This is a genomic window from Streptomyces sp. NPDC102441 (genome assembly GCF_044765585.1).
Classification (GTDB): Bacteria; Actinomycetota; Actinomycetes; order Streptomycetales; family Streptomycetaceae; genus Streptomyces.
Window position 1 is genome coordinate 21313 of the sequence record NZ_JBIWKH010000010.1, and the last position, 24282, is coordinate 45594.

Here is a 24282-nt window from a genome sequence, read left to right on the forward strand (position 1 = left end):
CCCCGCGCCGTCCGATGATTCGCGAAGGACGCATCATGAACCCCAGGACGACAAGTACCGTCGTGGCCGTTGACGGCCGCATCGCAGGGCCGCGCGCCCTCGTCACCCGGCAGAGCCTGGTCGACGCTCTCGCACACCTCCTCGACTCACGGTCGTTCCGCGAGGTCAAGGTCACCGACATCGCCCGTGACGCCGGTACTTCTCCGGCCACCTTCTACCAGTACTTCCCCTCTCTTGAGGATGCCCTCCAGGTGCTGGCCGCTCACGTCGTCCAGCAGGGGCGCACTCTCGATGGCGTCTTCACCGATGCCGGAAAGGACGGCACGCTGACCGGTGCACGCGAGGCGGTTGACCGACTGTTCGGCTTCTGGGCGGCGCACAAGGCGGCTCTCCGTGCGATCGACACGAAGGCGGCGGAAGGCGATGAGCGGTTCGTTCAGGCCCGCAACCTGTTGCTGAGTGCCGTCGCGCAGCCCCTGAGTGATGCGATGGCGCAGCGCCGGACCGATGCGGCCCTGTCCGCGCACCCGAAGGCGCTGGCGGGCACCCTGGCCACTCTGCTCGCGTCAGCGGCAACCCACGAGGGCGGACTCGCGGCCTGGGGATCGCGTGATGAGCTGCGCGACAGCCTCGCCTACCTCGTGACCAGCACCGTCAAGTCGTCACGATGACCGAGCCCGAGCAGCTCCCCGCACCGTCCGGCCGCCTCCCCGCCCCCACCCTGGGCGGAGCGGACCCGGGCGTCCCCACGGACAGGGAGCGCCTCTACCTCGCCCTGCTCGACCTGGCTCCCGCGTTCACCGTCCCCTGCCGTCCTGGCGGCGCCTTGCGTGACATCACGGTGTCCCGCCACCGCGCCGGCCCCGAGCATCCGTGGCAGTGGGCCATCCACCGCCGCGGCAGCGCCCTGATGGCCTTCGCGTGGACCGGGCAGCGCTGGGATTTCGTCGAGGATCTCGCGCACATGCTCCTGCACGCGGTCTGGACGGACGCCGTGCAGGCCATCAGCGAAGCCCAGCTCATCGCCAGCGCCGACCTGGCCCGCGGTCACACACAGACCGACCGCACCGGTCACTGACCGACAGACAGCAGCTCAGCCCCCCTCTCCGCCATCCCCGCAAGAACGCCCCCGCACCCGGAAGGTTCCAACGATGACGTCCGCAACCCCCAACCGAGCCACTGCCGAGACCGCGCCCGGGTCCCGCATCCAGATCGAGGACGGCCGTGACATCCTGATGCGCCGCAGCCTCCAGGACTACGCCCCATCGGCACATGTGCAGATCTTCGAGGCCGCCCGCGCCCTGGACAACTACCGTCTCCACTGGTTCCCCCGCGACCTGGAGACCGCCGAGCACTGTGCCGACCGCGCGATCACCACCCTGGCTGTCGTAACCGGCGAGTCGGACCCGGCCACTTGGGCCGCGGCGCTCCCCTACATGGTCGAATTGCGGGCCCTGCACCACAGTTCGGGCCGCCTCACCGCTTTCGACCTCGCCCCCGCCCCGCCATCACTGTTCACCCCCGTCAGCCCGCTCCGCCTGGAAAAGATCAGCTACGAAAGTCACCGGCGGATCCTGGAGGCCGGAAGCTGGCTGGACCTGGCGCGGCGGGACCCGGACGAGATGCACGTTGCCCGCGCCCAGCAGGCGATCCACGAAGCAGCACGGTCACTGCGGGAGGAGCTGTCCGCGCTGTCGATGCCGCTGTGGGTTCTTATCTGCCGGTACTGCGCGGAGATTCACGCGGCCAATCTCCGCCTCCGCGTCCAGACCCGCCGCCCCGCTGCCGTACGCCCTGGACCCGGAAAGGAACACTGAGACAGTGTGTATTGCTTAATTAAATCCAATCATGTAGATTGTGAATATCGGGCTGGGGGGACACACTCCCCACGCTCCGGCTCAAGAAGCGGAAACGAGAAGTCACTTGAACAAGCAGCAGCTGATCGACGAGATCGCAGCCAACGGCAGCATTCCCAAGGTCCAGGCCGCGGAGGCCCTGAACCTGGTGCTGGACACAATGGTCCGGCGTGTCCTCGACGGAGACGACATCTCCGTAACGGGGTTCGGCAGGCTCCACTCGGTCCACACTCCGGCCCGCACCGCACGCAACCCGCAGACCGGTGAACCTGTCGTGATCCCCAGGCGAAAGCACGTCAAGTTCAGCCCGGGGGCCGCGTTCACCGAGATGGTCCGTGGCGAGCGCCCCGTCCCTCCGAGTGGACGCAGCGCTGCGGGCAAGCGTCCCAAGGGGAGCGGGCGGCGCGTAAGGACCGGCTCCCACAGCTGACCGGAGCACGACGCGGCTCCACCGGAGTCTGCCCCATGACAGCCAGGGGCTTTCTCCGCCGCGGTTCGGGGCCAGGGTTCTCCCTGGCCCCCCGTCCCACTCTCCAGGCCAGTAGCTCCTGATGTGCGCCGGCTTGCGGCTGCAGGCGAGCGTCACGGTACGGCCGGAGGTCACATTCGAGGGCATCCCGGCCCCTTCCGTGCGGGGCCGCCCTGCCCTTCCCCGGGCACCGTTCCATGCCGGTGACCGCACTCAGAAACGAAGCAATGCTCTCCCCTACCGCGACACAGGCACTCAGCCTGGGCTCCGTCGCTCCCGTGGCGACCGGCCGTCCGCCGGTGGCCGGCCTCTTCGCTCCGCCCGCCGAACCCGCTTCCACGCGGGCACCCGACCGCAGTTTCGACCACGAGGTCCCCGCGGCCTTGGGCGGCGAAGGCGGCAGTCCGGCACCGCTCGCCGAGGCAGAGCGACAGCTCGCCCGTGTCTCCGCCCGTCGGGCGTCCGCGTTGACGGCGGCCGAGGCGCATTCGGATCAGATCCGTGACGCCTACGAAGCCATCGGCCTGGCGCACCGGTGGCGTCTGCCGCGACCGGTCGAGGACGAGGGCTGGGCGTGCCGGTGGGAGCTGGAGGAGTCGAGCCATGCGATCTGGGCGCAGGCGCACATGGCGTACTGGGCCGTGGAGCACGGCCGGGTCACGGTGGCGAAGGCGAGGGCGGCTCTCGGACTGCACGTGGTCGACATCGATCTGCTGGACGATGCCGAGCGTGACGCCTACATCGCCGGTCTGACCGACGAAGAGCGTGCCGAGCTGGCCGGGCCGTGGCCCGTCGAGTGGCTCTACAGCCCTCAAGCGGGCGCCCCCATCCGAATTGTGAATTTGTTCGCTGGTTCGGGGGGTTGGTGCGAGGGCATCGAGCACGTGCTGGGCGAGCCGGTCGACATGGTGGGTGTGGACAACTCGCCGGCCGCGTGCGCCACGGCGCAGGCGGCCGGGTTCCGGCGGATCTGCGCCTCGGTCACGGATCTGGCTCCCGAGCATCCCGCGCTGCGGTACGTGGTCGCGGTGATCCTCTCACCGCCGTGTCAGACCCTCTCTCCCGGCGGCAAACTCGCGGGCCTGGCCAAAGAGGCCATGCAGATCGTCGAGGATGTCATCGGCTACGCCGCCGTCGCGGCCGGGTTCATCATGGTCGACGATGCCGGTGACGGCATGGAGGGGTACGCGCCGCCCACCGGCGAGACGTGGGAAGAGGTTCGTGCGCCGCTCGCGGCGCTGGAGGATGAGCGCACCGGGCTCATGGCGGAAGCGGTCATCTGGCCGCTGGCGCTGCAGGCTCGGCACGGCCGTATCCGCTGGGTAGCTATGGAGCAGTCCTCGAACTTGCTCAAGGCGCCGGCCGCCGAGTACGTGGTTGAGGCCATCCGCTCCGAGTTCTACGCGGCCGGGTGGGAGTACGCAGACTTCTCCCTCGTCGAGGCCGCTGACTACGGTGCCGCCTCGAAGAAGAACCGCACGTTCATGGTGGCCATGCGCTACTCGCGCCCCTTCATCGACTACCGGCCCAGCGAACCGTTCCCCGTCACCACGTGGGCCGCGTGCATGGGCTGGGACAAGGGCCACAAGGTCGCCACCCGGGGCGTGCGCGGCATCAACCCCCTGACCGGGAGGCCGAAGGGGGGCGGCACCTTCCGCGCCGACGAGCCGGGCACGACCGTGACCGGCACCGCCTACGGCTGGGCGCGGGAGGAAGACGGGCTGAAGGTCAACCACTCGGATCTGGGCCGTGCGGTGGGCTTCCGGGGCGACTTCCCGTGGATCCATGTCGGCCGCGGCGAGGGCATCCGCAACAAGACACAGCTGATCGCCGACACCGTGAGCCCGGTCGTCTCAGCTGCCTGGATCGCCCACATCCTCGGGCGCGTCTGGGAGCCGCAGACCCGCGCCTACGTCCACCGCCTCTACCGGCTGCACGGCCCCGCCGTGCGGGCCGCCCAGCAGCGGGCCACCGCCCGGAACGCGCGGCCCGGCCACAGCCCCGCACGGCTGCGGCACAGCGCCATCGTCGGGGAAGGCCAGTCACTCACGCGGGCGGCACACGCCTCGATCTCCGGGAGCGCCCCGGTTGCCGACAAGCCACGTCCTCGTCCGCGGCGCGGGCCTCGAAGCCCCGCCCGGTGAGTTCTTGCCGCCCGGCACCTGCCCCCGCATCAGACCTCGTCCACCAGGAGGACAACATGTCAGCAACGAACCCCACCGGCGATGCCCGATCGCACACGGACGAGTCGGGGCAGAGCATCGAGGGCCTGATCCGTCTCGCCGGACAGCTGGGCCTGGAAGCCGTCGACCTCGACGAGCTGGTCTACGACACCGTCCACGAAGAGTCATCCCGCCTCGTCAACAGCGGAGCCTGTCCCGCGCTCGGCTTCTTCGGCGCCTTCGACACCCTGCACGATGACGCGGACGAGAGCGCTTCGCGGATCAACAACGAGGGTCTGGAGGCCCAGATCCGCACCCTGGTACGTGCACACGGTGACTGCGCAGCCGAGGCGCTGTTGCGGGACGCAGCGAGTTGATCAGAGCGGCGCCACACCCGGGTACGTGGCCAACACCGCAGCCGAGTACACCATCCCGGACCTGACCCGAGGAGCAGCGCATCAATCACGGTTTGAATTAACTGCAGTTGCCGGGGCGGCGGCGCCGGGCATTGCAGCACACCGACGCCGACCGTTCGGCATCATGAGTAAAGACACCTTGTCGTAAAGGCCCTCCCTGGACCTCTACGACAAGCTGCCCATGAGAAAGGAATCCCAGTTGTCTCGCGTTCGATCCGTCTCTGATTCACCCACCGCTCTTGCTCCGCCCGTAATGATCGACAGCCAGGGCACGGTGGACCGCGACGACGCAATCTCCGTCCAGCCATCAGGCGACGGCTGGCAGCTCACGGTCTACGTCGCAGATGTCGCCTCGGGAGTCGCGCCGGGAAGCAACGTGGACCGTGAGGCGTTCCGCCGGCGGGAGTCTGCCTACGGCGGCTGGCGCGGCACAGCCAAAATGCTGCCCCGGCCGGTCGAGGAGCGACTCACGCTGGCAGAAGGGCGCGCGTGCGCTGCCGTGGCGATCCGTATGACGGTCGGCCCCGACGGGGGCGTGGGAGGCGTCGAGGTCGAGCGGGCGACAGTGCACGGCGCTGTAGCCATGGACCACTCTCAGGTCGATGCCGCTGTTCGCCACGCGGACCACCCGCTGCACCAAGAGCTGCGGGAAGCAGCTGCGGTGAGCGAGGTGCTCCTTGCCCGCCGCCGGGAACACGGTGCGCTCGCCCTCTACGACCTCCTCTCCGGCTGGGCCACCGACGAGGACGGCACCGTGGTGCGTCTTGCCTCCTTCGAGCGTAACGTCGCCTACAAGATCGTCCAGGAATGCATGATCGCCGCGAACACGGCGCTGGCCGGCTGGGCCGCCGCACGCGACCTGCCCGTGCTCTTCCGCAACCACTCCGCGGCCAGGGTCGCCCCGCCCAGGGAGACATTCCTCCAGGACCTGGACCTGGCCTTCTCCGCGGGTACAGAGGCGCGACTGGAGTCGCTACGGCAGCGCACCCTGATGACGCTCAGAGCGGCCGAGTACGCACCGTTCATGGGCGGGCACTGGGGTCTGAACCTCCCCGGATACCTCCACGGAACGTCACCCCTGCGCCGCTACGCAGACCTGGTCGTACAGAGGATCGTCCTCAGCCATCTCGACGACACCGGCACCCCCTACACGCAGGACGAACTCCAGGGTGTCGCGCAGGCGCTCACCGAAGGGGCCCGCCGGGACAAGCAGACCGATCACGAATCACGGAAGTCGTTCGCGCACTCGCGCGCCCGGAATGCAGCCGCTGCCGGCTCGGCCGACTACTCAGCACTCGACAGTTCCGCCTTCCACGCAGTCCTCAAGCGAGGCTGCAAGGAGCAGGTCGCGGGGCCCTCGCTCGTCGAAGAGACCGCTCGGCGTGCCGCCGACCAGCAGCTCACTTCGCTGGAGCAACAGCTGGTCCTGCTCGTCGCCGGCGGGCCCGCCTGGGAACCGGCCCGCACCGCCTGCATGACGGCGGTCACGGCGGCACCGGAGGCAGCTGTGTCCGTACTGTCCGTGCATGCCCAGGTCAACGGGCTGCCGCTGCCCGAATTCACCCTCGACGCCAGAGGCCAGTCCCATCGCCCGGTGTTCAACTCCCGGGCCTCGTGGGCCTCTGGCAAGGGCCAGATTGACGGAGCCGAGCGTTCGGCAGCGACCAAGAAGGCAGCACGCCATCAAGCCGCGCTCAGTCTGCTGGCCGTGCTGGCCGAGTTGCCCGACCCCTCACAGGACTCGGCCGCCCCGGCCCCTGGGAAGGCGGCATCGACCGCGAAAGCGCCCGCGCCCGCTGAGGGCCGGTCCCCGGTATCTGTGCTGAACGAGCTCGAGCAGACCCGGGTCATCAGCGACCTGACGTACACGTACTCCAGCCAGGGGCCCGGCCACCAGATGCTCTTCGCCTGCACCGCCCGCGCCGCGTGCAACGGCCAACAGCTCTCCGTGGATGCCTCGGCGTCGACGAAGGCCACGGCCAAGACCGAGGCCGCAGCCGCGCTGCTCACCCAGGTCGGCACCACGCGTGCGAAATCAGTCGCATGACCGGGCAAGAACATCTTCCCCGGGGGCTGTACGCCTCGAGACCCCGCCCGCTGTACCTCTACAACCCGGAGACGCAGACCGCCACATGCGGTGCCTGCGCGGTCTCTGAGATGGAGCTCCTTGCGGAGGGCGCCGGTCCGTGGCACGCAGGCCACCAGGCGCGGTGCACCGGTCGTTCCGGTTCTCCAACGAGCGCGGTCGTCCTCCCGTTCAGGCGGCCGGGTCGATAACCGACGCCGAGTCTTGGGGCCGGAGGGGTACGGGCGTGAGCTGGCCGAGGCCCGCTGGCGCCCCGTACTCCGGACCAAGATCGGCGTGGGCCTGATGCTGGTGCTCCTGGCGTGCGGTGTCCAGCAGCCGCCGCCAGGAGGTGACGGTCGAGCGGCGGCGCAACAGCGCACGCCGCTCGCGTTCGGTCATGCCACCCCAGACGCCATGTTCGATGCGCTGGTCGAGCGCGTGCGCCAGGCACTCGGTACGGACGGGGCAGCCGAAGCAGACCCCCTTGGCCTTGTTCTGCGCCACGCCGTCGGCGAACAACTCCTCCGGGTCGGTCGCCCGGCATGCCGCGTGTTCGCCCCAGCGCTCTTCCGTCCCCACCTGGTGCCGTCCTCTCCCCGTTCCGGCTATGACTGCAGGTCCAACCCTATGCACCAGCAGGTCAGCAGCGGTATGGCTATATTTCCCGCGGCCGGAAGCGAGATCGTCTCGAAATACTTGTGGCGCTCGGAGGGGCCAGGAAACCTGTGCACCGTCCAGATCTTCTCCCCCGACCGGGCTCCACCGCGTCCCTACCCATACAAGCGGGCGCTTGCCTCAGTTCGCGTGCAGAACGACGGTCAGGGCACAGAAGAGGGCGGGCGTCAGGGGGCGCGCGGACTGCTGACTGTCCAAGGAAGCCAGTCCTGACGGGTTGGCTGCCACCAGATCGACCGCCGCGTCGATGCTGGAGGCGGTGACGTCGAAGGCCCGCGCGAGTTCATCCAGGCGGGCGCGGACGACCGGCTGGGCAAGTTCGTCTGCTGCGTCGCAGGGGAATCCGGTGACGAGCATGTCCGCGCGCCAGTTGTTCGGATGGGCGAGGAGCTCGGCGACGACGGCCTGGCCGAGGCGGGGGTGGCGGTGCGCGACGAAGGTCTCGAACGCCAGCATCTGCTGTGCGCGGCGCAGGCCTTCGATGCGGGCGTCGTGCTCAGTGTCCGGGTGCTCGTTGCAGTATTCGGCGACGGCCTCGTCCCACCGCTTTTGGTGCTCCGGGTCGGGGAATCCGGCGGGGAACGGCGGCATCAGGCCCGTGTACTCCGTGGCATGGGCGGTTGCGGCGGAGAAGCGCGGCGGCGCGACGGTTTCCCGGGCTGCCAGACGCCGAGCCTGGGCGAACCAGCCGTCGTCGGGAAGCGCCCGGCCGAAGACATCCCGTTGTGTGCTGCGGGCGGACATTGCCTCCTGCTCGTCCTCAAGGGCTGCCATGATCGCGTCCTGGACCGGGTCCATCGGGATGATCTGGCCGCGACGGGTCAGCGGGCTCAGGCCCAGTGCGGTCGCTTCCCGGACGGCCGCCAGGCCCGCCGACGACCTCCACGTCCAGTCCTCCTCCGGGACCGGCAGCGTCGCTTGCGGCATGGCCAGCATCTCGCGCAGCACATCGGCTGCCGCGTGTCGCTCGGCCACCCCTGCGCAGACCGTGTCTGCGAGTTCCGCGAAGGGTGTGCCCTCGGGGATTCCCGTCAGCCAGGCCGAGGCGCGTACCCCGAAAGCAGGGAAGTCGGCGGCGTCCTGGTCGTCGAAGCCGTGGATGCCGGCGAACAGTGCCATGGCGGGCACGATCTCGCTGGGCATGCTCCAGTGCCTCAGCCGTCGCATGCCCAGGCGTAGCGCGTCATGGGGGGTGGTGTCCCAGGGCACGTCCAGGTCGACTTCGGCGAGGCGCAGAAGATCAGCCAGTTCGCTGCCGTCGGCCATCGGGCGGCCGGCCACGGCGCGGGCGAAGGCCTGGGGTTCGGCGATGGTCCGGCTGTCGGCCAGAGCGCGAGCGGGACGCAGTTCGGCCGGCAGAGGGCGGCGGCAGGCCAGTGTGGTCTCGGCAGCCAGCCGCTTGGCGAAGTGGAGGTGGAATTCGGAGCTGTCGATGGGCAGTTGCCGTTCGGCGGCGAAGCGCACCATCAGGCGCACCAGGTCCTCGATGCCCTCCCAGGAGGATGTGGGGCGCAGCTTGTCGAGCCATGCCTCGCGTCCGTTCGCCAGGACATACTCGCCGTCGTCCGGGAGGTAGCCGGGCTCGCAGGACAGTCCGATGAAGAGCAGGTCCAGAGGATCGGCCCACTGGAGCCACTCGGGCATCTGGCCGGAGACGAGTTGCTTGCCGTAGGTGTACATGCCCATGGAGTAGCCGCTGGCCAGGCTGTGCTCGCCGTTGCTGGGCAGGATGATGTCCGGGGCGTCCTTCTTGTGGCCCGTGTGGTGCTGTTGTCCCCTGCGTTCTCGCTTGGTCCTGCTCGCCTTGCCCACGGCGCCTCCGTCTCCCCTGGTGACCGCGACTTTACTGGGCCGGGACGCCACGAAGGGCGGCTTGCCTGCGGTGAGCAAGAAGCGGTAGAGGATCGGCCATACCCGCTCACATTCGTGCTGGCTTGGTCGAGATGGGCACGCAGGTGATCAAGCGTGCCAGGGGTCCCGCTCTGTCGCCGAACGTGCCTCGGCTCCGACTGTGCGGTGCAACAATGACATGGTGAAGAGCGGGCGTGCGCACATCAACTTATGTTGTCGGCGCGGGTGTTTGGCCGACTTGTCCCGGGCGGTCGAGGTGGAGTTCGCATGAGCGATCCCGCCCTCCCGGATACGCGGCGTCGTCGGGCAGCTGCGGCGTTCGGCTGCGATCCTGACGATCTGGCCGCCGGGCTCCTCCGGTTCACCGGGCAACCCGCCCTCACCAGTGACCCGGCACGGGCAGCGCTGGCTACCGCCCTGGACCTGGTCGCCGAAGAACCCCTGTTGCCTGACTGGATCGAACTCGCGCGGATCTGGGTGTGGCACGGCCGGCTGAGGCCGCGCAGCGAAGTCGAGGTCCTGGCCCCGCCCGCCCGGTCGGTGCACCGGAGCCTGTGCCGCTACGCCGAGGAGCTGGACGGCGAGACCCTGCGCAGCGCGGTTTTGGACATCGTGCCGCGCGCGTGGGTGCTGGAAGCCGTGGCCGATGCCGTAGAGGCGCAGGGCGCCGAGCCGGATCCGGCAGCACGGGCCGATCTGCCCGCGGGCCGGGCTGCACGGCGGGAATCTCTGCACGCGGCGGCAGAGCTCGAGTTGGCGGCACTCATCGACGATCCGCCCTCGGCCTGGGGCACGGCGGGCTGTACGGCCCTGCGAGCAGCTCTGGTCTGGCGGCTCACCTATCTGAGTGCGGTCCTCGCCGAGGTGGCAGGTATGCCGCAGGCTCCGCCGCTCTCGTGGGAGGACGCCGGCCCGGGGCGCTGGCGCGCGCTCGAGACCCTCCCTGGTGCCACCGCCTCGCTCACGGCCACGGTGGAGCAAGAAACGGGGACAGCCGTCCGGAGCCTGCTCCTCCCCCTGTCCGTCTCCGGCACCGTTCGCTGGAACGTCGGCGAGGCTGCTCCGCACCGTGGGGCAGCGGACTACTACGCGTCCGGTGGGGCCAGCGGCGTCGGCCTTGCCAAGTGGCATGCGAACCAGGCAGTACATCAACTGCGCTGCACCCCAGGAGGTGCTCGTCGTAACGGGCGTCTCCTGATTCCAGTTGGTCCGACCGCCCCCGTGCCGGTGCGGCACGTGGGCCTCGGCGACGTACTGAGGGGGGTCGTCGGCTGGTGGGGTGACGAGCTCCTGAGCGAGAGCCCCGGCGGGGGGTCGTGGGTGTCCCTGCCTCACGTCCTCCCGGACGGCACCGCGGCGAGCGCCGCAGCCGCTCTCCTTCACTATCTGGAGGCTCCCTGCCCTACCGCGGCCGAGCCCACGAACCGTGCTGCCGTCGACTCGGCTGCTTTCACCAGTTTCCTTGCCACCCATGCCGTCGCACTGACGGCTGCCGCCCGGGCCTACCTCGCAGGGCTGGCCGACAGCGGGCCCGGGCCGGATTCCGCCGCTCACCGGCATGCCACCGCCCTGCGTGCCGTTCTGGCGCTCCTGCTTGCCCCAGACCAGGCGACCGCGGTCGCAGCGGAGATCGGGCCGCCGCCCGGCGGCGGATACCGGGTTCTGCTCGACCCACGCCGCCTGGTCGATCACGTGCGGCAACACACCCACGATGAGGACCCGCCCACCGGACTCGACCCGCTGCAGCTTGCCGCGGTTCGCGAAGAAGTGAGTGCCGGCCTCGCCTCCGTGGCCCTCTGGTACATGCGTCGTGCCCTTCTGCGGAAGAACATCGGGAGCGACGACCTCGGGAGCGCTGTCGTTGAGTTCATCCGGGAGCGCAACTCCTTCCCCGAACTCGACGGCGAGCCGCCCGAGCCTCATCCGGATGACCCCCGTCTGCCGAATCCGCCCCTTCGATTCGCGGTCAGTTTCCGCACCGTGGACCCGGACCTCGTCTCCGACAACGGATTCACCCACGCGACCGGCGACTCCGGTCCTGTGGTCGTGCAGCTCTGTGTCCCGCCCGGTTGGGGCCGTGACACTGCCATGGCCGGCTTCGCGGTAATCGCCCGCCACCCCGTTCTCGAAGTCTTACGGACAGACGACCAGGGACGGCCCGACATCGTCCGTACCCTGCGCCTCGACGCCCACTATCAGCGCGGCGACGACGATGAGCCTGCCGTCTGGCACGTGGCTGCCGACTGCCCGCTCGTCAACGTCGACTGGCACTCCGGAAGCCCCCGTCTGTACATTCCCGAGCCCGCCGACGGGCACTGATCTACCGCGGCACCGGTCCGCAGAGCCGCGGTAGATCAGTGCCCGTCACTCCCTTCCCGCTCGTCGTCCCGCTCGTGCGGAGTGCCTATCCGCCGCCGGTGGCGTCTGACGATGTGCCGTCCTCGTTCGGCGCTCTGCAGTGCCGAGGATGTGGCCTGCTTGGCGGGGTGACGGCTGTTCTCGTCACCACCGGTCGAGCGGTGTGACGAATTCGAGGGTTGCCCTGTCCGCCGGAAGGACAATGTGGGCCACCTCGACCACCGTCCCCGCGGTGTTTTGCGCAATCTTCTCCACGACGAGAACAGCCGCGTGTTCGCCGAGGCCCAGCTCGAAAGCTTCGTCCGGGGCTGCCGCCCGTGCAGTGACGTGCTCGGTAATCCGCTCAAACTCGATTCCGACTGTTTCGAGTTGCGACTGGGTGCCGCCCGGCCAGGGCTCGTTACTGCTGTCGAGCAGTGCGGGGTTCGCAGCGATGTCATCCCGCAGCAGGTAGGACCGGACAATTCCGAGGGGATGGAGCTCGGCAACGTGGCGCGTGCGGTAGCTCCGTTCGAGCACAGGAGTTCCGGACGGCACTCCGAAAATGCTGGCCACGTGGCTGGGCGAGCCGATTTCCAGGTATTCGGCGGAGAAAGCGAGTTCCGGCTTCTGGAGCCCGGTGTCGTGCTCAGTTGCCCCGGTCGCCCGGCGTTCCGCGAGCGGTTGTCGGACGCGGGCCTTCTCCCAGGCGTGCCGGGTGTTGCTGCGGGTGACGGGCTGGCGGAGCATCTCCCGCGCTCCGCGAGGCGGTGCCTCGGCCTGATCAGCGTGTCGCCTCTCGGCAATGGCGTTTTCCATGGCAATCGTCCTCGGGGTGGGCGGTGATGGTGTTCTTGCGCCCATAGAGGTGTGCAGACGGCCCTCCGTGTGACATGCGGTGCCGGACGAATTTGAGCGAGAGCGTGGCGCGGACCCGTTTCGGGCGTCACCGCCGAGCCGCGGAGCGTCGCCGGCTGGCGAAGCGGCGCGGTCCGTGACGCTCCGATGCGATGACGGTCCGATCTGGTCGGGCCGCGCGGCGGGACCGGGACTCAGTGAATGTGCAGCTGGCCGAGCGCCCGTCCTTGATCGGCTCGCGCGGCAATGAGAGCGGCGAGGTCGCTGTCGTCGGTGAAGGTCGGGCCCTGCCATGTCGACGGAGCAGCGACGGGTTCGAGCTGGATCTCGGTGCTGAAGCGGCGGGCTGCGTCGTACAGCTGCTGCAGGACGTTCAGCGCTCGCATGTCGAGCTGTCCGATGTACGCCGTCCAGATGCGGGTGTTGGGGTCGAACTCGGCTACTGAGCGTAGAAGTTGCCGCTGTTGTTCGAAGTTCCCCGGGTCTGCGGGGGCCGACGTGGCGGAGATGCGCAGCAGCCAGCCTGTGGGGGCGGTCGAGGGTATCGGGGTCATGCCGTCGACCGTAGCTGTGGCCACTGACATCGTGCTGTCGGGCGGCGTGCTACCAGCCTTGTTGGTCGATCAGCTCGATGTATCGGGCGTATTGGGTGTCGGTGATCTGCCGGTTGCGTACGAGGCTTCCTTCCTCCATGCGGTAGGTGCGGTCGCGGGCTCCCCGGAAGCTGAGCCAGTTGAAGCTGGTGGTGACCCAGACGTCGTCGTAGACAAGGACCTTGGCGTGGGTGCTCTTGAGACGGCTGAACGTGAATTTGGCTGGGTAGCGGGCGGCGAGGTTGGCGAGTTTCCGCACGGCGGCCTGGTCCGTCTTGGCGTCGCTGTCGTCGTAGCCGTAGGCGATGTGGACGCGGACCCCGCGGGTGAGGCGGCTTTCCAGTTTGCCGAGGAACTCCGTAGTGACGATCGCGTTCTTGATCCACGGGGAGATGATCAGGAGCCTGTGACGGGCCTGGGTAAGAGCGTCGTCGAGCAGTTCGGGGTGTTCGAAAACGCCGATGGCCCGGATCTCGTCGTGCTGCGGATCGAGTTCGGCGGGAGCGACCGGCGCGGCTGGCGTGGAGGCGAGTTGGAGTGCCGCCTGTTCGGCGCGTTGCTGGGTGACGTCCGGCAGTGCGACTCGGGCCTTCTCCAGTTCGGGTTCCAGGACGGGGCGCTCGGCCGCCGGCTCAACGGCGATGCCGAGGGAGGCGGCTCCGCCGAGGCCGATCAGGGTGATCTCGTGATGGTGGCTGAGTTCTCCGTCGACGACGACGCCGAGTTGGATGTCGGTGCGGTCCGGGTCGGCGTACACGAGGACCTTTGCGGGCATGACGCGGCGGGCCTTGGCCTGGGTGACACCTCGCACCTGGAGGACTTCACGGTCGGTGTTGCCGCGCTCGCGCAGCAGGGCGTTGATGTCGCCGGCGCTGATGTCGCCGATCTCCACCAGGGCGCCGTGGACGGCGGGCAGCATCAGCATGCCGGATTCTTCGGCCTGCCCGCGGGGGACGACGGTGCGTCGGTCGTAGGGGCGCACCTTGCCCAGGAGCTGGTCGTAGACGACGGGCTGGTCGACTCGTACGGGGGTGATGGCGGCCATTTCGCGGGCCGTTTGTTCGCCGCGGGCGGTGAGGCGCAGGGTGCGGGCGTCGGGCTGGCCGGGGGCCGGCAGGGTGTAGGTGAGGTTGTCCGCGCTGAAGTGGTCGGCGACGGTCTGGCTGACCATGCGCTCGGGGAGACCGAGCATGCCCGCGATGGCGGTCTCGCTGGGGACCTTGTTGTTGACCAGGCGAAGGACGAACTCGTCGAGCAGCGCGAGGCGTTTGCGGTCCTGGGCCAGGACGTCGGCGGTGATCAGTGCGATGGGAAGCGCAGCGTCGATGATGGCGGCGAGTTCGAGGCCGGGGCGGGCGTTGTGGAAGCGGACCGCGAGGAGGCTGTCGGGGCTAAAGGTAGGCATTGCGGATCTCGCACTCCTCGGGGTGGGAGCTCATGTAGTCGAGGACGTCGCGCAGGGCACCGGGTTTGCTGCGGCAGAAGGCGGCGTCGCCGACGACGATGAGGCCGTAGCGGGCGCGGGAGAGGGCGACGTTGATGCGGCGCCAGTACGGCTGGCCGAGGAACCCGAACTGGGAGCGGGCGTTGCTGCGGGTGACGGAGAAGACTGCCAGGTCGCATTCGCGGCCCTGGACGGCGTCGACGGACAACACTTCGGGGACGAGGTGCTTGAGCCGGAGGGAGGCAAGGCGGCGGCTGAGTTCCTCGACCTGCCGTCCGTACGGGGCGATAACGAGGACTTCGAGGGGGCGTCCGTCGGGGATTTTGATGATCTGCTTGTCGATGGCCTGGTCGATGACCTCCAGGCGTCTGGCTGCGAGCTTGGACTCCAGCAGGTTGGAGATGCTGGTCTCGGCTGTGGTGCGCTCCGACTCGCGTCGTCCGGGCAGTTCGCTGGTGTCGAGCCACAGGACAGGTCGGTTGATCTGGTCGTAGCCCGGCAGGCTGTGGCTGTTGGGGGACAGCAGCTTCTCGTCATAGAAGCATGTGGAGATCAGGTTCCCGATGGCTGGTGTCATGCGGTATTGCTCGCGCAGCAGGTGCTTGACGGGGAACTCGGTGTTGTCGGCGAGGTACTGGAACAGAGTTGTCGTCACCAGTTCGGGGATGAGCTGGTGGTCGCACATGATCTGTTCGTCGCGCAGGAGGTCTTCGTCGATGGGTGGGAGCTGGTTGGTGTCGCCCACGAGTACCCACCGCTTGGCCTTGGCCAGGGGGACGAGCCCTTCGGTGGCGGTCGCCTTGGATGCCTCGTCGAAAATGCACACGTCGAACTCGAGGTCGCGGGCGGCGGGGTGGCCGAGGAATCCCAGGGCCGTTCCGCCGATGACCTGGCGGGTTCGCAGGAATGCCGTGATCAGGTTCTGGTCGGTGCCGATGCGCTGCAGCCATTCGCCTTGCAGGCGCAGCAGCCGCATGAGCTCGCGGCCCTGGCCGGCGGGTCCCAGGAGGGCTTCGACAGCGTCGCGGGCGTCGGCGGTGCTGAGGTCTTCGCGGAGGGTGAGTTCGCCGGCGAGCATGCGTTGCGCCTCGCCGAACAGCTCGGCACGCTGGTCGTGGAGTTGGTCGCGACGGGCGCGGACGGTGACGACTTCCTCGCCCAGTTCCCGTGCGGAGGTGGTGCGGTCCGGGGCCGGCTGGCTGGCGAGGTCGTCGAGCTTGCGGCTCACGTGTGTGAGGTCGCCGGCGACGGCGGCGATCTCTTCCAGGAGCAGGGCCGCTTTCAGGTGCCGGGCTTCGAGCCCGTGGTCGGCGGCCACGGCGTCGAGGTACTTCTCGGCGCGGGTGCGTACGCCCTGGGTCCAGCGTTTGACCTGCCGGTCGAGGAGGAGGGGCTGGGCGCTCTCGGCGACGCGGGGGTCATCCGGCCGGCCCAAGCGGACGAGGCCGGTGATGCCTGCGTCCTCGATCTTCTTCAGGGCGTTGTCGATGGCGATGTGGGTCTGGCTGACGATGAGGATGCGGGCGTGGGGGTCGCGTCTGAGGGTCTGTTCGACGATCTCGGCGATAACGGTCGTCTTGCCGGTGCCCGGTGGTCCTTCGACCAACAGCAGGTCCTGGGTACCCAGGGCGTGGGTGACGACGTCGCGTTTGCTCTTGTCGAGGTCGGCGCGGAACCAGGTGGTGACGTCGGTGGGCGGCCGGTGGGTGGTACTGGCCGGGTCATCGATGATCTGCCGCAGGGCCGGGTTGGCGCTCTGGCCGGCCGCGACGTTGGTCAGGGCGTCGCGCTGGCGGTTGATGGCGCTCTGACTCGGCCCGAGGAAGGGGAGGAGCACGCCGCGGCCCGGCAGGGCGGCATCGGGGCGTGCGAAGCGGATGACCAGGGTGTCTTCGGTCTGGGCGGTCACCTCGCCGCGGTCGACGGGCCGGCTGTAGGGGTAGGCGGCCACCGACCATTCCTCGCCGATCAGTGAGGTGGCTGTTGGCGTGGCCAGGTGGAAGATGCGGGTGCGGCCGTGTCCGTCGACGCGGTCGTATTCCTGGGGCTGGCGTCCTCCGGCGGCGAGTTCCTCGCGGGCTTCGAGCAGGCGACGCCAGCCGTTGAAGAGGTCTCCGAGGTTGTGGGTCTTGCAGTCCTGAGCTGCTTTCTCCTGCTGGTCGAGGTGTGTGTCGAGGCGCTGCAGCAGGAGAGTGAGCCCGTCGTAGGCGGGGTCCTCGCCGGGGTCGTCGAAGGTCCAGGTCAGGACCGGGCCGACGGGCACGGAGCGCTCGCGCCGTTTGGCCATCCACTCCTCCGGGCGGTCTTCGGCTGAGATGATCACGCAGCGGTCGGGGTTGTGTTCGTCGGAGACCAGGCGCAGGAAGCGGGAGCGTCCGAAGATGCGAAGGGTTGCGCTGTCGACCTCGCCGGTCTGCTGGTTGTAGCCGTAGTCGGCATGGACCGGGCCGGACAGGTCCGCCAGGACGGCCGACCGGGCCTGGTCCCAGTCGATGTCGCTGCTCTCCTGCGAGACGTCACCGAGGTTCTCGGCGGCCCGGCGGGTCATCTTCAGCCAAACGAAGTTCCGGCGCCGGGCCTGGCGGCTGCCGCAGACCTGCTCGGCCTCCAGGAGCTGGTATTCGAGTACGGCCGCGTTCGCGGGGCGCAGCTTGGGGTCGTAGTCGATGCAGGACCGGAGGATGCTTCGGAACTCGGTTTCGAGTTCCAGCTCGTCCAGGATCGGGGCGAGGTCGGGGTAGTCGGCTGCTTTGCCGCCGGAAAGTGCCTGGATCGCGAGGACGGCGAAGCTGTATACGTCCCGTACGTAGGGGATCGCATCACCCTGTTCCGGCGGCGCGTACAGGTTGGAGCGATACCCGGCCACGGTGTGGTCGCTGACCACGGCCTTGGAGAGGATCTTGGCGATGCCGAAGTCCGCGAGTTTCACCGTGCCGTCGTCGGCGATCAGGACGTTGCCCGGCTTCAGGTCCCGGTGCTCGATCTGGTGCTCGTGCGCGTAGGCGAGAGCCGAGGCGAGCGGTCTGCCGATGCGGGCGAAGAAGGACGCCCAGGCGACCGGCCGGCCCTCTGCCATTTCGCCCTTGAGGCTCCCGTCGATCCACTCAAGGGCGATGAAGTACCGGTCGTACTCGGCGTCCCAGCCGGAGTCGAGCATCCGCACGATATGAGGGTGGTCGAGGGCCCTGAGCGCCGCCGTCTCCCGTTCAAGGAAGATCTGGATCACTTCGTCGTCGCGCTGTCTGAGGAGCTTGACTGCTGCGTAGTCGCCCTCTTCGCTGGTCGTGTCCACGGCCTTGCGGACTTCGGACAGGCCGCCGGGCCGCGGAGCGTTCGGGAGCAGCAAAAATCTGCCGTTGATCGTTTCTGCCCCCACGCACCGCTCCTCGCTCAGCACCGTTGCCGGTGCAGCCCTCCCCGACTGCTCATTTTGCCAGGCAGTCTCTTCACGGACAGGACTTTCGCCAGGCTGGCTGACGGGTACTCACCCGGTCCTCAGCGGAACCGAGGAGCATCGGGACCTGGCGGGCCGGGGGGTGAGGAGGTGGACCGTGGGGCGAAGGCGGGCGAGCCCTGCTCCGCCCCACGGGCTCAGGCGGCGGCCTCTCCCCTCGGGTACACCGTGTCGAACCATGCGTTGAGCTCGTGCAGGCCCAGCGGCAGGGAGGCGAGGAAGCGGAGGAACCGGCCATTGTCGCGGGTGGATGCCGCGGGTCGCCCTCCTGGGCGCCCCGGCACGGCGTGGGTCAGGCGTCGTCTCCGAAGACGTCGCCGACCCAGGACTCGACCTCGTGTACCTCCAGTGGGATGGTCGTCACGATGTTCAGGAGCTCGTCGCTGTCGCCGGGCTGCCGCCGCGGATCGAGATCCCACAGCGCAACGAGATCTGCTGTCCGAAGGGCTTGGGCCCCGGCGCGGTGGCGTTCGGCCACATCGTGCTCGCCCGGCAGCTGGTCGGCCGCGGCCAGGTAGCACTCGACGAAGGGGTCGAAGGCCGCGCGGTGGGCCGCCAAATGCCGGCGGTAGGCGGCACTGCCCACCGCGGCGTGGTTGGACTCTTCGCCGACGAGGGTGCAGGGCTGGCCGTACCAGGTGCTGATGTGTCCGGTGTAGCTGTTGGGGAAGTCCCCGTCGTCTTCGAGGCTGCGGTGTCCGTCGGCGAGGCCGGCTGTGGAGTAGACCCTGTGGCTGAAGTAGGTCAGTACCTCGACGAGCCCGCGGAAGTCCAGCACGTCGTACGCGTGGGCGGCCAGGATCAGGTCCGCGATCGTCGGAACGCTCTTGGCGGGGACGGCATCCGGCTTCGAGAGGCGCCACGTGTCGTCTTCGCGCTGTAGCTCAGCCGCACCGACGTCTTCGATGGCTTTGTGCGCAGCGAGCATGTACGATGCGGCCGCCTCTGCCGCCCTCTGGGGCGTGCGGTGGGAGGTGGGGTGTTCTTTGGCATCTGCGGGGAGCGGGCTGGTCGCCGCGGCCAGCGCCCAGTTCAACAGTTCGATCAGCGTGTCCACGCCCCACCACAGGGGGAGTTGGTACTTTTCCAAGCCCCGGAGCTCGTCCACCTCCCTCCGGGACAAATTGGCACGCAGCGCCAGGGTCCCGAGCTCGAGGAGGTCGATGCCGGGAGCATCGAGCAGCCGCTCTGTTCCCGGTGGCACCAAGCGGTCCTCGTGGGTGGAATATTCGCCGCGCGCCGTTGAGCGACGGCAGGTACCGATCCAGCCCCCGGCGTCCCAGATCGAAGTGGGGGCCGGCTGGTCGAGGACGGCCTGAGCGATCTGGAGCGCGTGTGTCGCCGCTCGTCGGGTGACCGCGGTGGCCTCCAGATCCACCAGATGACACAAGGACTCTGCCGGGTCGGTGGCGGTCGGCTCGGGGCGGAAGACGTTCACGGCGGCGAGTACGGCTGCTTCCGCGTCCGCGCTGCGCGGTGCACGGCCAGCCGGCCACAACTGCAAGGGCATCGAGAGCGCCTGCCACAAAGGGATGACGCTCAGTATCTGCCGTCCTGCTGAGGCGTCGAGAAGGTAGGTCTTGCCTGAGTGTTCGGCGAGCATCAGGTGCACGCTGGAGTGCCGGTGGGCCACGTCCCAGAGCAGGCCGATGCGCCGCAGCGTGGCAGACAGCACCGTCGCCAGCTCGTCCTCGGGGGTCGTGTGATCGGGGCTGTCGAGCGGGGCCGCGCGCTGCGCTGCGCTGCCGGTCGCGTCGTACCACGCTGCGGGCGTGGCGGGGGCGAGGATGATGCGCGCGCCGTCGATGGCGAGCGTAACCCCTGTGGTCGTCGCGCCGGCGTCCTGGAGGGCTGCCTCCGCGCGGATGTCGATTCCCACGGCTGCGAGGGCACGGGCCCAACGTCCAAGTTCACGGTCGGCGACGTGGATGGTGAGCTCTTCGGTGCGGGGCGTGATGCTGGTGATCCCGTACGGGCCGTCGGTCAACTTGGGCCGGTGCATGCCGTACTCGCAGATGAGCGCGGTCAGGACGCGGGCCTCGGCATGAGCCTGGGGTCCAGAAGGTTCGGGAATGAGGGGGCCGGTGTCGGGGATTTCTTGCCGGGCCGTGTCGTACGGCTCGCGGGTGGCCCACTGCCGCCATGCCGCCAGGCTGGAGGGCCCCGGCGGATAGTCCGGGAAGCCGAACGGGTCGTCGCGTCGGGGCGGAGCCGTGAAGTTGTCGGGCATTGAGTCTCCTTCGTCCGGGGAGAAAGCGGATATCGCCTATAGAGGTGTGCAGGGCGGTGCCCGTGTGACACTCGGCGCTCATGTTTTTTTGAAGCAGGGGGCGGGGGCGATCCCACCGAAAGGCCTTCTTCATCAAAGTGTGATTGCTTAATCGTGTTGTTTCAGGTAGACTGAGATAGGAAGTCAGGGCGCGGCACCGACCACGCCCCCGCCGGTCCCGTAGGACACGGCCCCCCGGCCCGCGCCCGTGAGACCGATGGCCGCCGCCCCAGAGACCGCATGGTGCGGGGCGGCGGGACAGCACGAACGGAAAGATCATTTGTTGGCAATCCTGAACTACAAGCGCCTCAGCCATGAGCGCGACGAATTTCCCCACGTCCAGGGCGCTGGCATGCGGGGCCAGAGGCGCCGCAACAGCCGCCGCAAGACCCGCCGGGTGATCAAGCGGTGGGAAGAGCGCGCCTGGCGGCGCGAGACCAAAGAGGACGACAAGTGAGTTCCGCGTACCTCTTGGACAGCACCGGCCCGGTGGTCGGCGAGGCACAGGCGGCCCCCGGCGGCAAGCTCCACCGGGCCGTCGTCTACCGCAGCGGCCCCGACCCCTGGGCCGGATGCGGCCTCGCTCGACGACTGGCGAAGCCGACGTTGAGCTGGGCCTCGAAAGCGGACGCGAGCCGCTTCTGCCGACACGCCGGCTGCATGGGGAGCACCCGACGCCGCATCACCAAAGCCTGATCCCGCACGCCGTTCCCCTCACCACACCTCCACGCCCTCCGGAGACACCCTTGCTCTTGCAGCAGTACGTATTCCTCGACAGCACAGCCGTCGAGCAACTGACGCCCTCCCAGGTGGAGAGCTATCTGGAGAACCGCGGCTGGACCAAGGAGGAGATGGAATCGCCCAGCAGCCAGCTTTGGGTACGCCCCGACGGCGAGACACTTCCCGACCATCTCCAAGCACTCCCGGATCGCAGGCCGTACCGCATCTGGCCGGGCTACGTGAGGGCCCTCACCAGCACGCACTTCCGCGACTACGCAGCCAGCACCACCCAACTGCTCCTCGTCGTAGCGCTGTTCGAGCATCGGCTCGCCGCGCACGTCCTCGCCGACATGGCCGCCCGGCCCCACCCCGCATGAACGGACCACAGCAGTGACCCACCCTGACCGAGCGGGAACGCCGCCCCGCCCCTTCCTCCCCTCCGAGTTCGACGACAGCTGCGAAGGGTGCGGTGCGCCGGCCGGGGCGTACTGCTACTCGCACTGCGACTCCGGCTACACAGCCCAGGACGCGCGTGCCGATTCCGCGCGCCTGGAGCAGCGGCCGGCTCCCCGCCCTTGACCCTCCACGTCCATGCCCCTTTCGGCCTTCCCCCGCCACCGCACGAACGGATTTTCACCACCATGACGACGAGCCCTCCGAGCCACCTCGCCGACGACATCAGGGCCGCCTTGGCGCTCCTTGACGAGAACGCCGATCTCGACGCGCACCGCGATGCCGCGCCCGCCGTCTACGCCCTTCGCCAGGGGCGGGCGGTCCGAGCCGTCCGCGGGCTGCGGGACGCCCTGGACGGCGCGCCCGTCCACTACGCAGACCCCATCACCTGGCGCCGCACCCAGGAGGACCAGCAGCACGACGCGCAGGGCCTCGCGCTCCTGATCGCCGACACGCTGCGCGCCCAGATTCCCGGCGCCGCCTACCTGGTGTTCCACATCGACGACAGCTACGACGCCGAGACCGGCCGAGACCTGGAGCTGCACTCCGTTCGTGCCGCCGACGGCAGCGTTCTCCACCACTTCCACGAGCCTCTTCCGGAGCTCGACGCGGACCGCCACCGCGAGCTCATCCACGTCTGGCGGGACGCAGGGCTTCCGCGGACCGGCAACGACCTGAAGGACCTCATGCAGCCGATGCGCGCCGCAGGTCTGGTTCTCGACGACTATCCCGAGCAGTTCCACCTGTACGGGCACCCGTTCTTCGGCAACGATGCCGAGCGGCCCGTGTGCATGCTCCTTTCTGACTCCGCTCACCCGGAGCAGTGGGACCTCCTCAACGTCTTTGGCCCGAGGCTGCTGCGCCCGTACGGCACGCCGCTGCCCGCCTGACCCGGAGCGCCACCCGCCCTCCTCCGTGCATCGCGGCGGCCGCAACCACTGCGGCCGCCGCCTACGTCTTCCCGGCTTCCGCGAGGGGCCTGCGGCACCGCACGCCCCTCGCGGCCGGCTCACCCTTTGAGAGACCATGTCCGACTCCCTGCTTCTTCCCCCGATGCCACGCAGCCTTGAGACCGGCGACCGGCTCACCCTGCGTTCCACGACGTACACCCGCGATGGCGACGGCACCTGGGCCGACGAGCGCGGCCGGCCCTTCGGCTCGGACGAGGAGGTACGCGCCGCTTACCGCTCGCGGCAATCGCTCGCCGAGGTCGGAGCGCCGTTCTTCGCGCCCGGTCCTGTTCCGTACAGCGGTGCGCTGCCCGGCACGGTCCTGCGCCCGGGTGACTGGGTACTCGCTGAAGGTGTGACCTACCTCTGGTGCGAGGGCGATGGCGACGGGCTGCTGCTCGGCGCTCCCGGACCGCTGGGTCCGTGGGGACTGGCACAGCACCACCAGGCCTGCCGCGAAATGCCAGTTGCTGACGAGGTACACCGTTGGTCGGTGACCGCGAACGGGCGGTGGTTTGTCCGCCGAGGCCGAATCCTGCGCGCGTATCTCCCTGCCGACATGCCCGACTGCCCCCCAGGTGGGGCAGGGGCGATCGTGCCGGGGCAGCCGAACCACCGACATTGATATTGCTTAATTGCATTTACTTCTGTATGTTTGGGAGTAACGGCGAACTGCCGCCCCACTCCCGCTCCTTGAGCCGACACGTCTTTGACGGACTCCGGCTCGCCGGGCGGAGACGGTCCCGCAGTGGATGACCGTTCCCACTGCTCCGCCACCATCCTCCGGAGAATCTTCATGCACGTCCGCGTACCGTCCGCCCTCTACGCTCCCTCCCGCCCCCTCCGCCCCTCCGTGCCGCTGGCCGTGACAGCGGACGGTGACGTCGAAGGACTGCCGCCCAACCTCTTCGAGGCATACGAGGCGCAGCCGTTCAGCAAAGAGCACGGCGCCTTCCAGGGCGGCCGTCCCATGACGGCGGCGACAGTCCTCGACACCCTCCGCCTCCATCTGCACGAGACGGGACGCGGCGGGTGCTCGGGCACGGCGAGCGGCCATATCCTCACGGTGCAGTGCGGGCCCGATGGGACCGGATGGCGCTTCCTCCCCCGTGCGATGACGGAGACGGTCGAGCGCATGACGCATGCTCTCCTCCTGGCCGACGTCCAGGTGCTGAGGGGTCCCCGTCCCGGGACCGGCGTACGTCTCTACGCCGTTCCCGACGATCCCGACATCGTCGAGGTCCGCCCCGTCGTCGACGGCCTTGAGCGGCTGCCCATGGGCGGACAGTGGTTCAATGCCCGGCGGCAGCACTGGGTACAGCTGATGTCATCGGCCCGTACCGCGCTGAGCGGCAACGGATGGGAAAGCTGCGGGGGAACGGTCGACGGGACCCGGTTCGCGGCCCGGCCGCAGCCGGTCACGCTCACGAGCAGCGGACTCATGCCCGCGATTCCCCAGCTGGCTGCCGCGTACAAGGTGGAAACGCGCTGGCCGGAGTCGGACTGGGCACTCCAGCCCCGCGAGTCCGCTACGTCGGTCCTCAAGGGCATCTACGCCTGTCTGCGCAAGGGTGTCGCCACGGTGGAGACCGTCGGCACCACGATCTACGAGACCAGCGCCACCGCCAGCGACTTCGCCCCGTACGCCCGGTTCACCCCGGTGCTGCGGCCCGACCCGGCGCGCGCCGCCTGACCAGGGCGCCGGAC

At 69.0% G+C, this 24282-nt stretch carries 21 protein-coding genes; 14 read left to right on the forward strand and 7 right to left on the reverse strand.

All coding sequences use genetic code 11. From position 1 onward, the window contains the following. The first annotated feature begins 35 nt into the window (after window positions 1–35). The 7 genes from ACIREO_RS22235 (at window position 36) to ACIREO_RS22265 (ending at window position 6950) form a co-directional block, all read left to right on the forward strand. Complete coding sequence (locus ACIREO_RS22235; protein ID WP_404112942.1) at window positions 36–671, forward strand: TetR family transcriptional regulator; 636 nt, start codon at window positions 36–38, stop codon at window positions 669–671. Beyond that, a complete protein-coding gene (locus tag ACIREO_RS22240) occupies window positions 668–1078 on the forward strand; it encodes a hypothetical protein (RefSeq protein ID WP_404112944.1) in 411 nt (136 codons plus the stop codon). The genes ACIREO_RS22235 and ACIREO_RS22240 overlap by 4 nt, the downstream gene beginning before the upstream one ends. A 73-nt stretch (window positions 1079–1151) precedes the next feature. After that, the gene (locus ACIREO_RS22245; protein WP_404112946.1) at window positions 1152–1817 is read left to right on the forward strand and encodes a hypothetical protein; all 666 of its coding nucleotides are present in this window, start codon (window positions 1152–1154) and stop codon (window positions 1815–1817) included. A 106-nt stretch (window positions 1818–1923) separates the two neighbouring features. Beyond that, window positions 1924–2286, forward strand: coding sequence for an HU family DNA-binding protein (locus ACIREO_RS22250; RefSeq protein ID WP_404112948.1), 363 nt, complete (start codon window positions 1924–1926; stop codon window positions 2284–2286). Window positions 2287–2552: 266 nt separating this feature from the next. Then, a complete protein-coding gene (locus ACIREO_RS22255) occupies window positions 2553–4469 on the forward strand; it encodes a hypothetical protein (RefSeq protein ID WP_404112950.1) in 1917 nt (638 codons plus the stop codon). Between the two features lie 56 nt (window positions 4470–4525). Then, window positions 4526–4864, forward strand: a complete 339-nt coding sequence (locus tag ACIREO_RS22260; protein ID WP_404112952.1) for a hypothetical protein — start codon at window positions 4526–4528, stop codon at window positions 4862–4864. 292 nt (window positions 4865–5156) lie between these two features. Further along, window positions 5157–6950 carry a ribonuclease catalytic domain-containing protein gene (locus ACIREO_RS22265; RefSeq protein WP_404112954.1) on the forward strand — a complete coding sequence of 598 codons (1794 nt, stop codon included), beginning with the start codon at window positions 5157–5159 and terminating at the stop codon, window positions 6948–6950. Between the two features lie 210 nt (window positions 6951–7160). On the opposite strand, the gene ACIREO_RS22270 is transcribed toward ACIREO_RS22265, so the two are convergent. Both ACIREO_RS22270 and ACIREO_RS22275 read right to left on the reverse strand, forming a co-directional pair. Beyond that, a complete protein-coding gene (locus ACIREO_RS22270) occupies window positions 7161–7550 on the reverse strand; it encodes a WhiB family transcriptional regulator (RefSeq protein WP_404112955.1) in 390 nt (129 codons plus the stop codon). Window positions 7551–7766: 216 nt separating this feature from the next. Beyond that, a complete protein-coding gene (locus tag ACIREO_RS22275) occupies window positions 7767–9458 on the reverse strand; it encodes a hypothetical protein (RefSeq protein WP_404112957.1) in 1692 nt (563 codons plus the stop codon). 306 nt (window positions 9459–9764) lie between these two features. On the opposite strand from ACIREO_RS22275, the gene ACIREO_RS22280 reads away from it, so the two are divergent. Further along, window positions 9765–11816 carry a hypothetical protein gene (locus tag ACIREO_RS22280; RefSeq protein WP_404112959.1) on the forward strand — a complete coding sequence of 684 codons (2052 nt, stop codon included), beginning with the start codon at window positions 9765–9767 and terminating at the stop codon, window positions 11814–11816. Window positions 11817–11999: 183 nt separating this feature from the next. Here ACIREO_RS22280 and ACIREO_RS22285 read toward each other — a convergent pair whose 3' ends face one another. The 5 genes from ACIREO_RS22285 to ACIREO_RS22305 form a co-directional block, all read right to left on the reverse strand. Further along, window positions 12000–12653, reverse strand: coding sequence for a UTRA domain-containing protein (locus ACIREO_RS22285; RefSeq protein ID WP_404112961.1), 654 nt, complete (start codon window positions 12651–12653; stop codon window positions 12000–12002). A 233-nt stretch (window positions 12654–12886) separates the two neighbouring features. After that, window positions 12887–13246 (reverse strand): hypothetical protein, encoded by a 360-nt coding sequence (locus ACIREO_RS22290; protein ID WP_404112963.1) that lies wholly within the window; start codon window positions 13244–13246, stop codon window positions 12887–12889. Window positions 13247–13295: 49 nt separating this feature from the next. Next, window positions 13296–14690, reverse strand: a complete 1395-nt coding sequence (locus tag ACIREO_RS22295) for a phospholipase D-like domain-containing protein (RefSeq protein ID WP_404112965.1) — start codon at window positions 14688–14690, stop codon at window positions 13296–13298. Continuing rightward, on the reverse strand, window positions 14677–18105 hold the full coding sequence (locus tag ACIREO_RS22300) for an AAA domain-containing protein (RefSeq protein ID WP_404112967.1): 3429 nt from the start codon (window positions 18103–18105) through the stop codon (window positions 14677–14679). The genes ACIREO_RS22295 and ACIREO_RS22300 overlap by 14 nt, the downstream gene beginning before the upstream one ends. 370 nt (window positions 18106–18475) lie before the next feature. Then, window positions 18476–20413, reverse strand: coding sequence for a hypothetical protein (locus ACIREO_RS22305; RefSeq protein WP_404112969.1), 1938 nt, complete (start codon window positions 20411–20413; stop codon window positions 18476–18478). A 322-nt stretch (window positions 20414–20735) separates the two neighbouring features. Here ACIREO_RS22305 and ACIREO_RS22310 point away from each other — a divergent pair, with 322 nt between their 5' ends. From ACIREO_RS22310 to ACIREO_RS22335, 6 genes are all read left to right on the forward strand, one after another. Next, window positions 20736–20909 carry a hypothetical protein gene (locus ACIREO_RS22310; protein ID WP_404112971.1) on the forward strand — a complete coding sequence of 58 codons (174 nt, stop codon included), beginning with the start codon at window positions 20736–20738 and terminating at the stop codon, window positions 20907–20909. Next, window positions 20906–21148, forward strand: a complete 243-nt coding sequence (locus ACIREO_RS22315; protein WP_404112973.1) for a hypothetical protein — start codon at window positions 20906–20908, stop codon at window positions 21146–21148. Before ACIREO_RS22310 ends, ACIREO_RS22315 begins: the two co-directional genes overlap by 4 nt. Before the next feature lie 56 nt (window positions 21149–21204). Then, entirely contained in the window at window positions 21205–21549 is a 345-nt protein-coding gene (locus ACIREO_RS22320; protein WP_404112975.1) for a hypothetical protein, read from the forward strand. 264 nt (window positions 21550–21813) lie between these two features. After that, on the forward strand, window positions 21814–22515 hold the full coding sequence (locus ACIREO_RS22325; protein WP_404112977.1) for a hypothetical protein: 702 nt from the start codon (window positions 21814–21816) through the stop codon (window positions 22513–22515). A 136-nt stretch (window positions 22516–22651) separates the two neighbouring features. Continuing rightward, complete coding sequence (locus ACIREO_RS22330; protein WP_404112979.1) at window positions 22652–23200, forward strand: hypothetical protein; 549 nt, start codon at window positions 22652–22654, stop codon at window positions 23198–23200. 171 nt (window positions 23201–23371) lie between these two features. Next, the gene (locus ACIREO_RS22335) at window positions 23372–24268 is read left to right on the forward strand and encodes a hypothetical protein (RefSeq protein WP_404112981.1); all 897 of its coding nucleotides are present in this window, start codon (window positions 23372–23374) and stop codon (window positions 24266–24268) included. Window positions 24269–24282: the final 14 nt, after the last annotated feature.

What these genes read in the sequence shown, in the direction of transcription:
- ACIREO_RS22235 (WP_404112942.1), top strand. Translation starts at nt 36, where the DNA reads ATGAACCCCAGGACGACAAGTACCGTCGTGGCCGTTGACGGCCGCATC.
- ACIREO_RS22240 (WP_404112944.1), top strand. Translation starts at nt 668, where the DNA reads ATGACCGAGCCCGAGCAGCTCCCCGCACCGTCCGGCCGCCTCCCCGCC.
- ACIREO_RS22245 (WP_404112946.1), top strand. Translation starts at nt 1,152, where the DNA reads ATGACGTCCGCAACCCCCAACCGAGCCACTGCCGAGACCGCGCCCGGG.
- ACIREO_RS22255 (WP_404112950.1), top strand. Translation starts at nt 2,553, where the DNA reads ATGCTCTCCCCTACCGCGACACAGGCACTCAGCCTGGGCTCCGTCGCT.
- ACIREO_RS22260 (WP_404112952.1), top strand. Translation starts at nt 4,526, where the DNA reads ATGTCAGCAACGAACCCCACCGGCGATGCCCGATCGCACACGGACGAG.
- ACIREO_RS22265 (WP_404112954.1), top strand. Translation starts at nt 5,157, where the DNA reads ATGATCGACAGCCAGGGCACGGTGGACCGCGACGACGCAATCTCCGTC.
- ACIREO_RS22280 (WP_404112959.1), top strand. Translation starts at nt 9,765, where the DNA reads ATGAGCGATCCCGCCCTCCCGGATACGCGGCGTCGTCGGGCAGCTGCG.
- ACIREO_RS22285 (WP_404112961.1), bottom strand. Translation starts at nt 12,653, where the DNA reads ATGGAAAACGCCATTGCCGAGAGGCGACACGCTGATCAGGCCGAGGCA.
- ACIREO_RS22290 (WP_404112963.1), bottom strand. Translation starts at nt 13,246, where the DNA reads ATGACCCCGATACCCTCGACCGCCCCCACAGGCTGGCTGCTGCGCATC.
- ACIREO_RS22295 (WP_404112965.1), bottom strand. Translation starts at nt 14,690, where the DNA reads ATGCCTACCTTTAGCCCCGACAGCCTCCTCGCGGTCCGCTTCCACAAC.
- ACIREO_RS22305 (WP_404112969.1), bottom strand. Translation starts at nt 20,413, where the DNA reads ATGCCCGACAACTTCACGGCTCCGCCCCGACGCGACGACCCGTTCGGC.
- ACIREO_RS22325 (WP_404112977.1), top strand. Translation starts at nt 21,814, where the DNA reads ATGACGACGAGCCCTCCGAGCCACCTCGCCGACGACATCAGGGCCGCC.
- ACIREO_RS22330 (WP_404112979.1), top strand. Translation starts at nt 22,652, where the DNA reads ATGTCCGACTCCCTGCTTCTTCCCCCGATGCCACGCAGCCTTGAGACC.
- ACIREO_RS22335 (WP_404112981.1), top strand. Translation starts at nt 23,372, where the DNA reads ATGCACGTCCGCGTACCGTCCGCCCTCTACGCTCCCTCCCGCCCCCTC.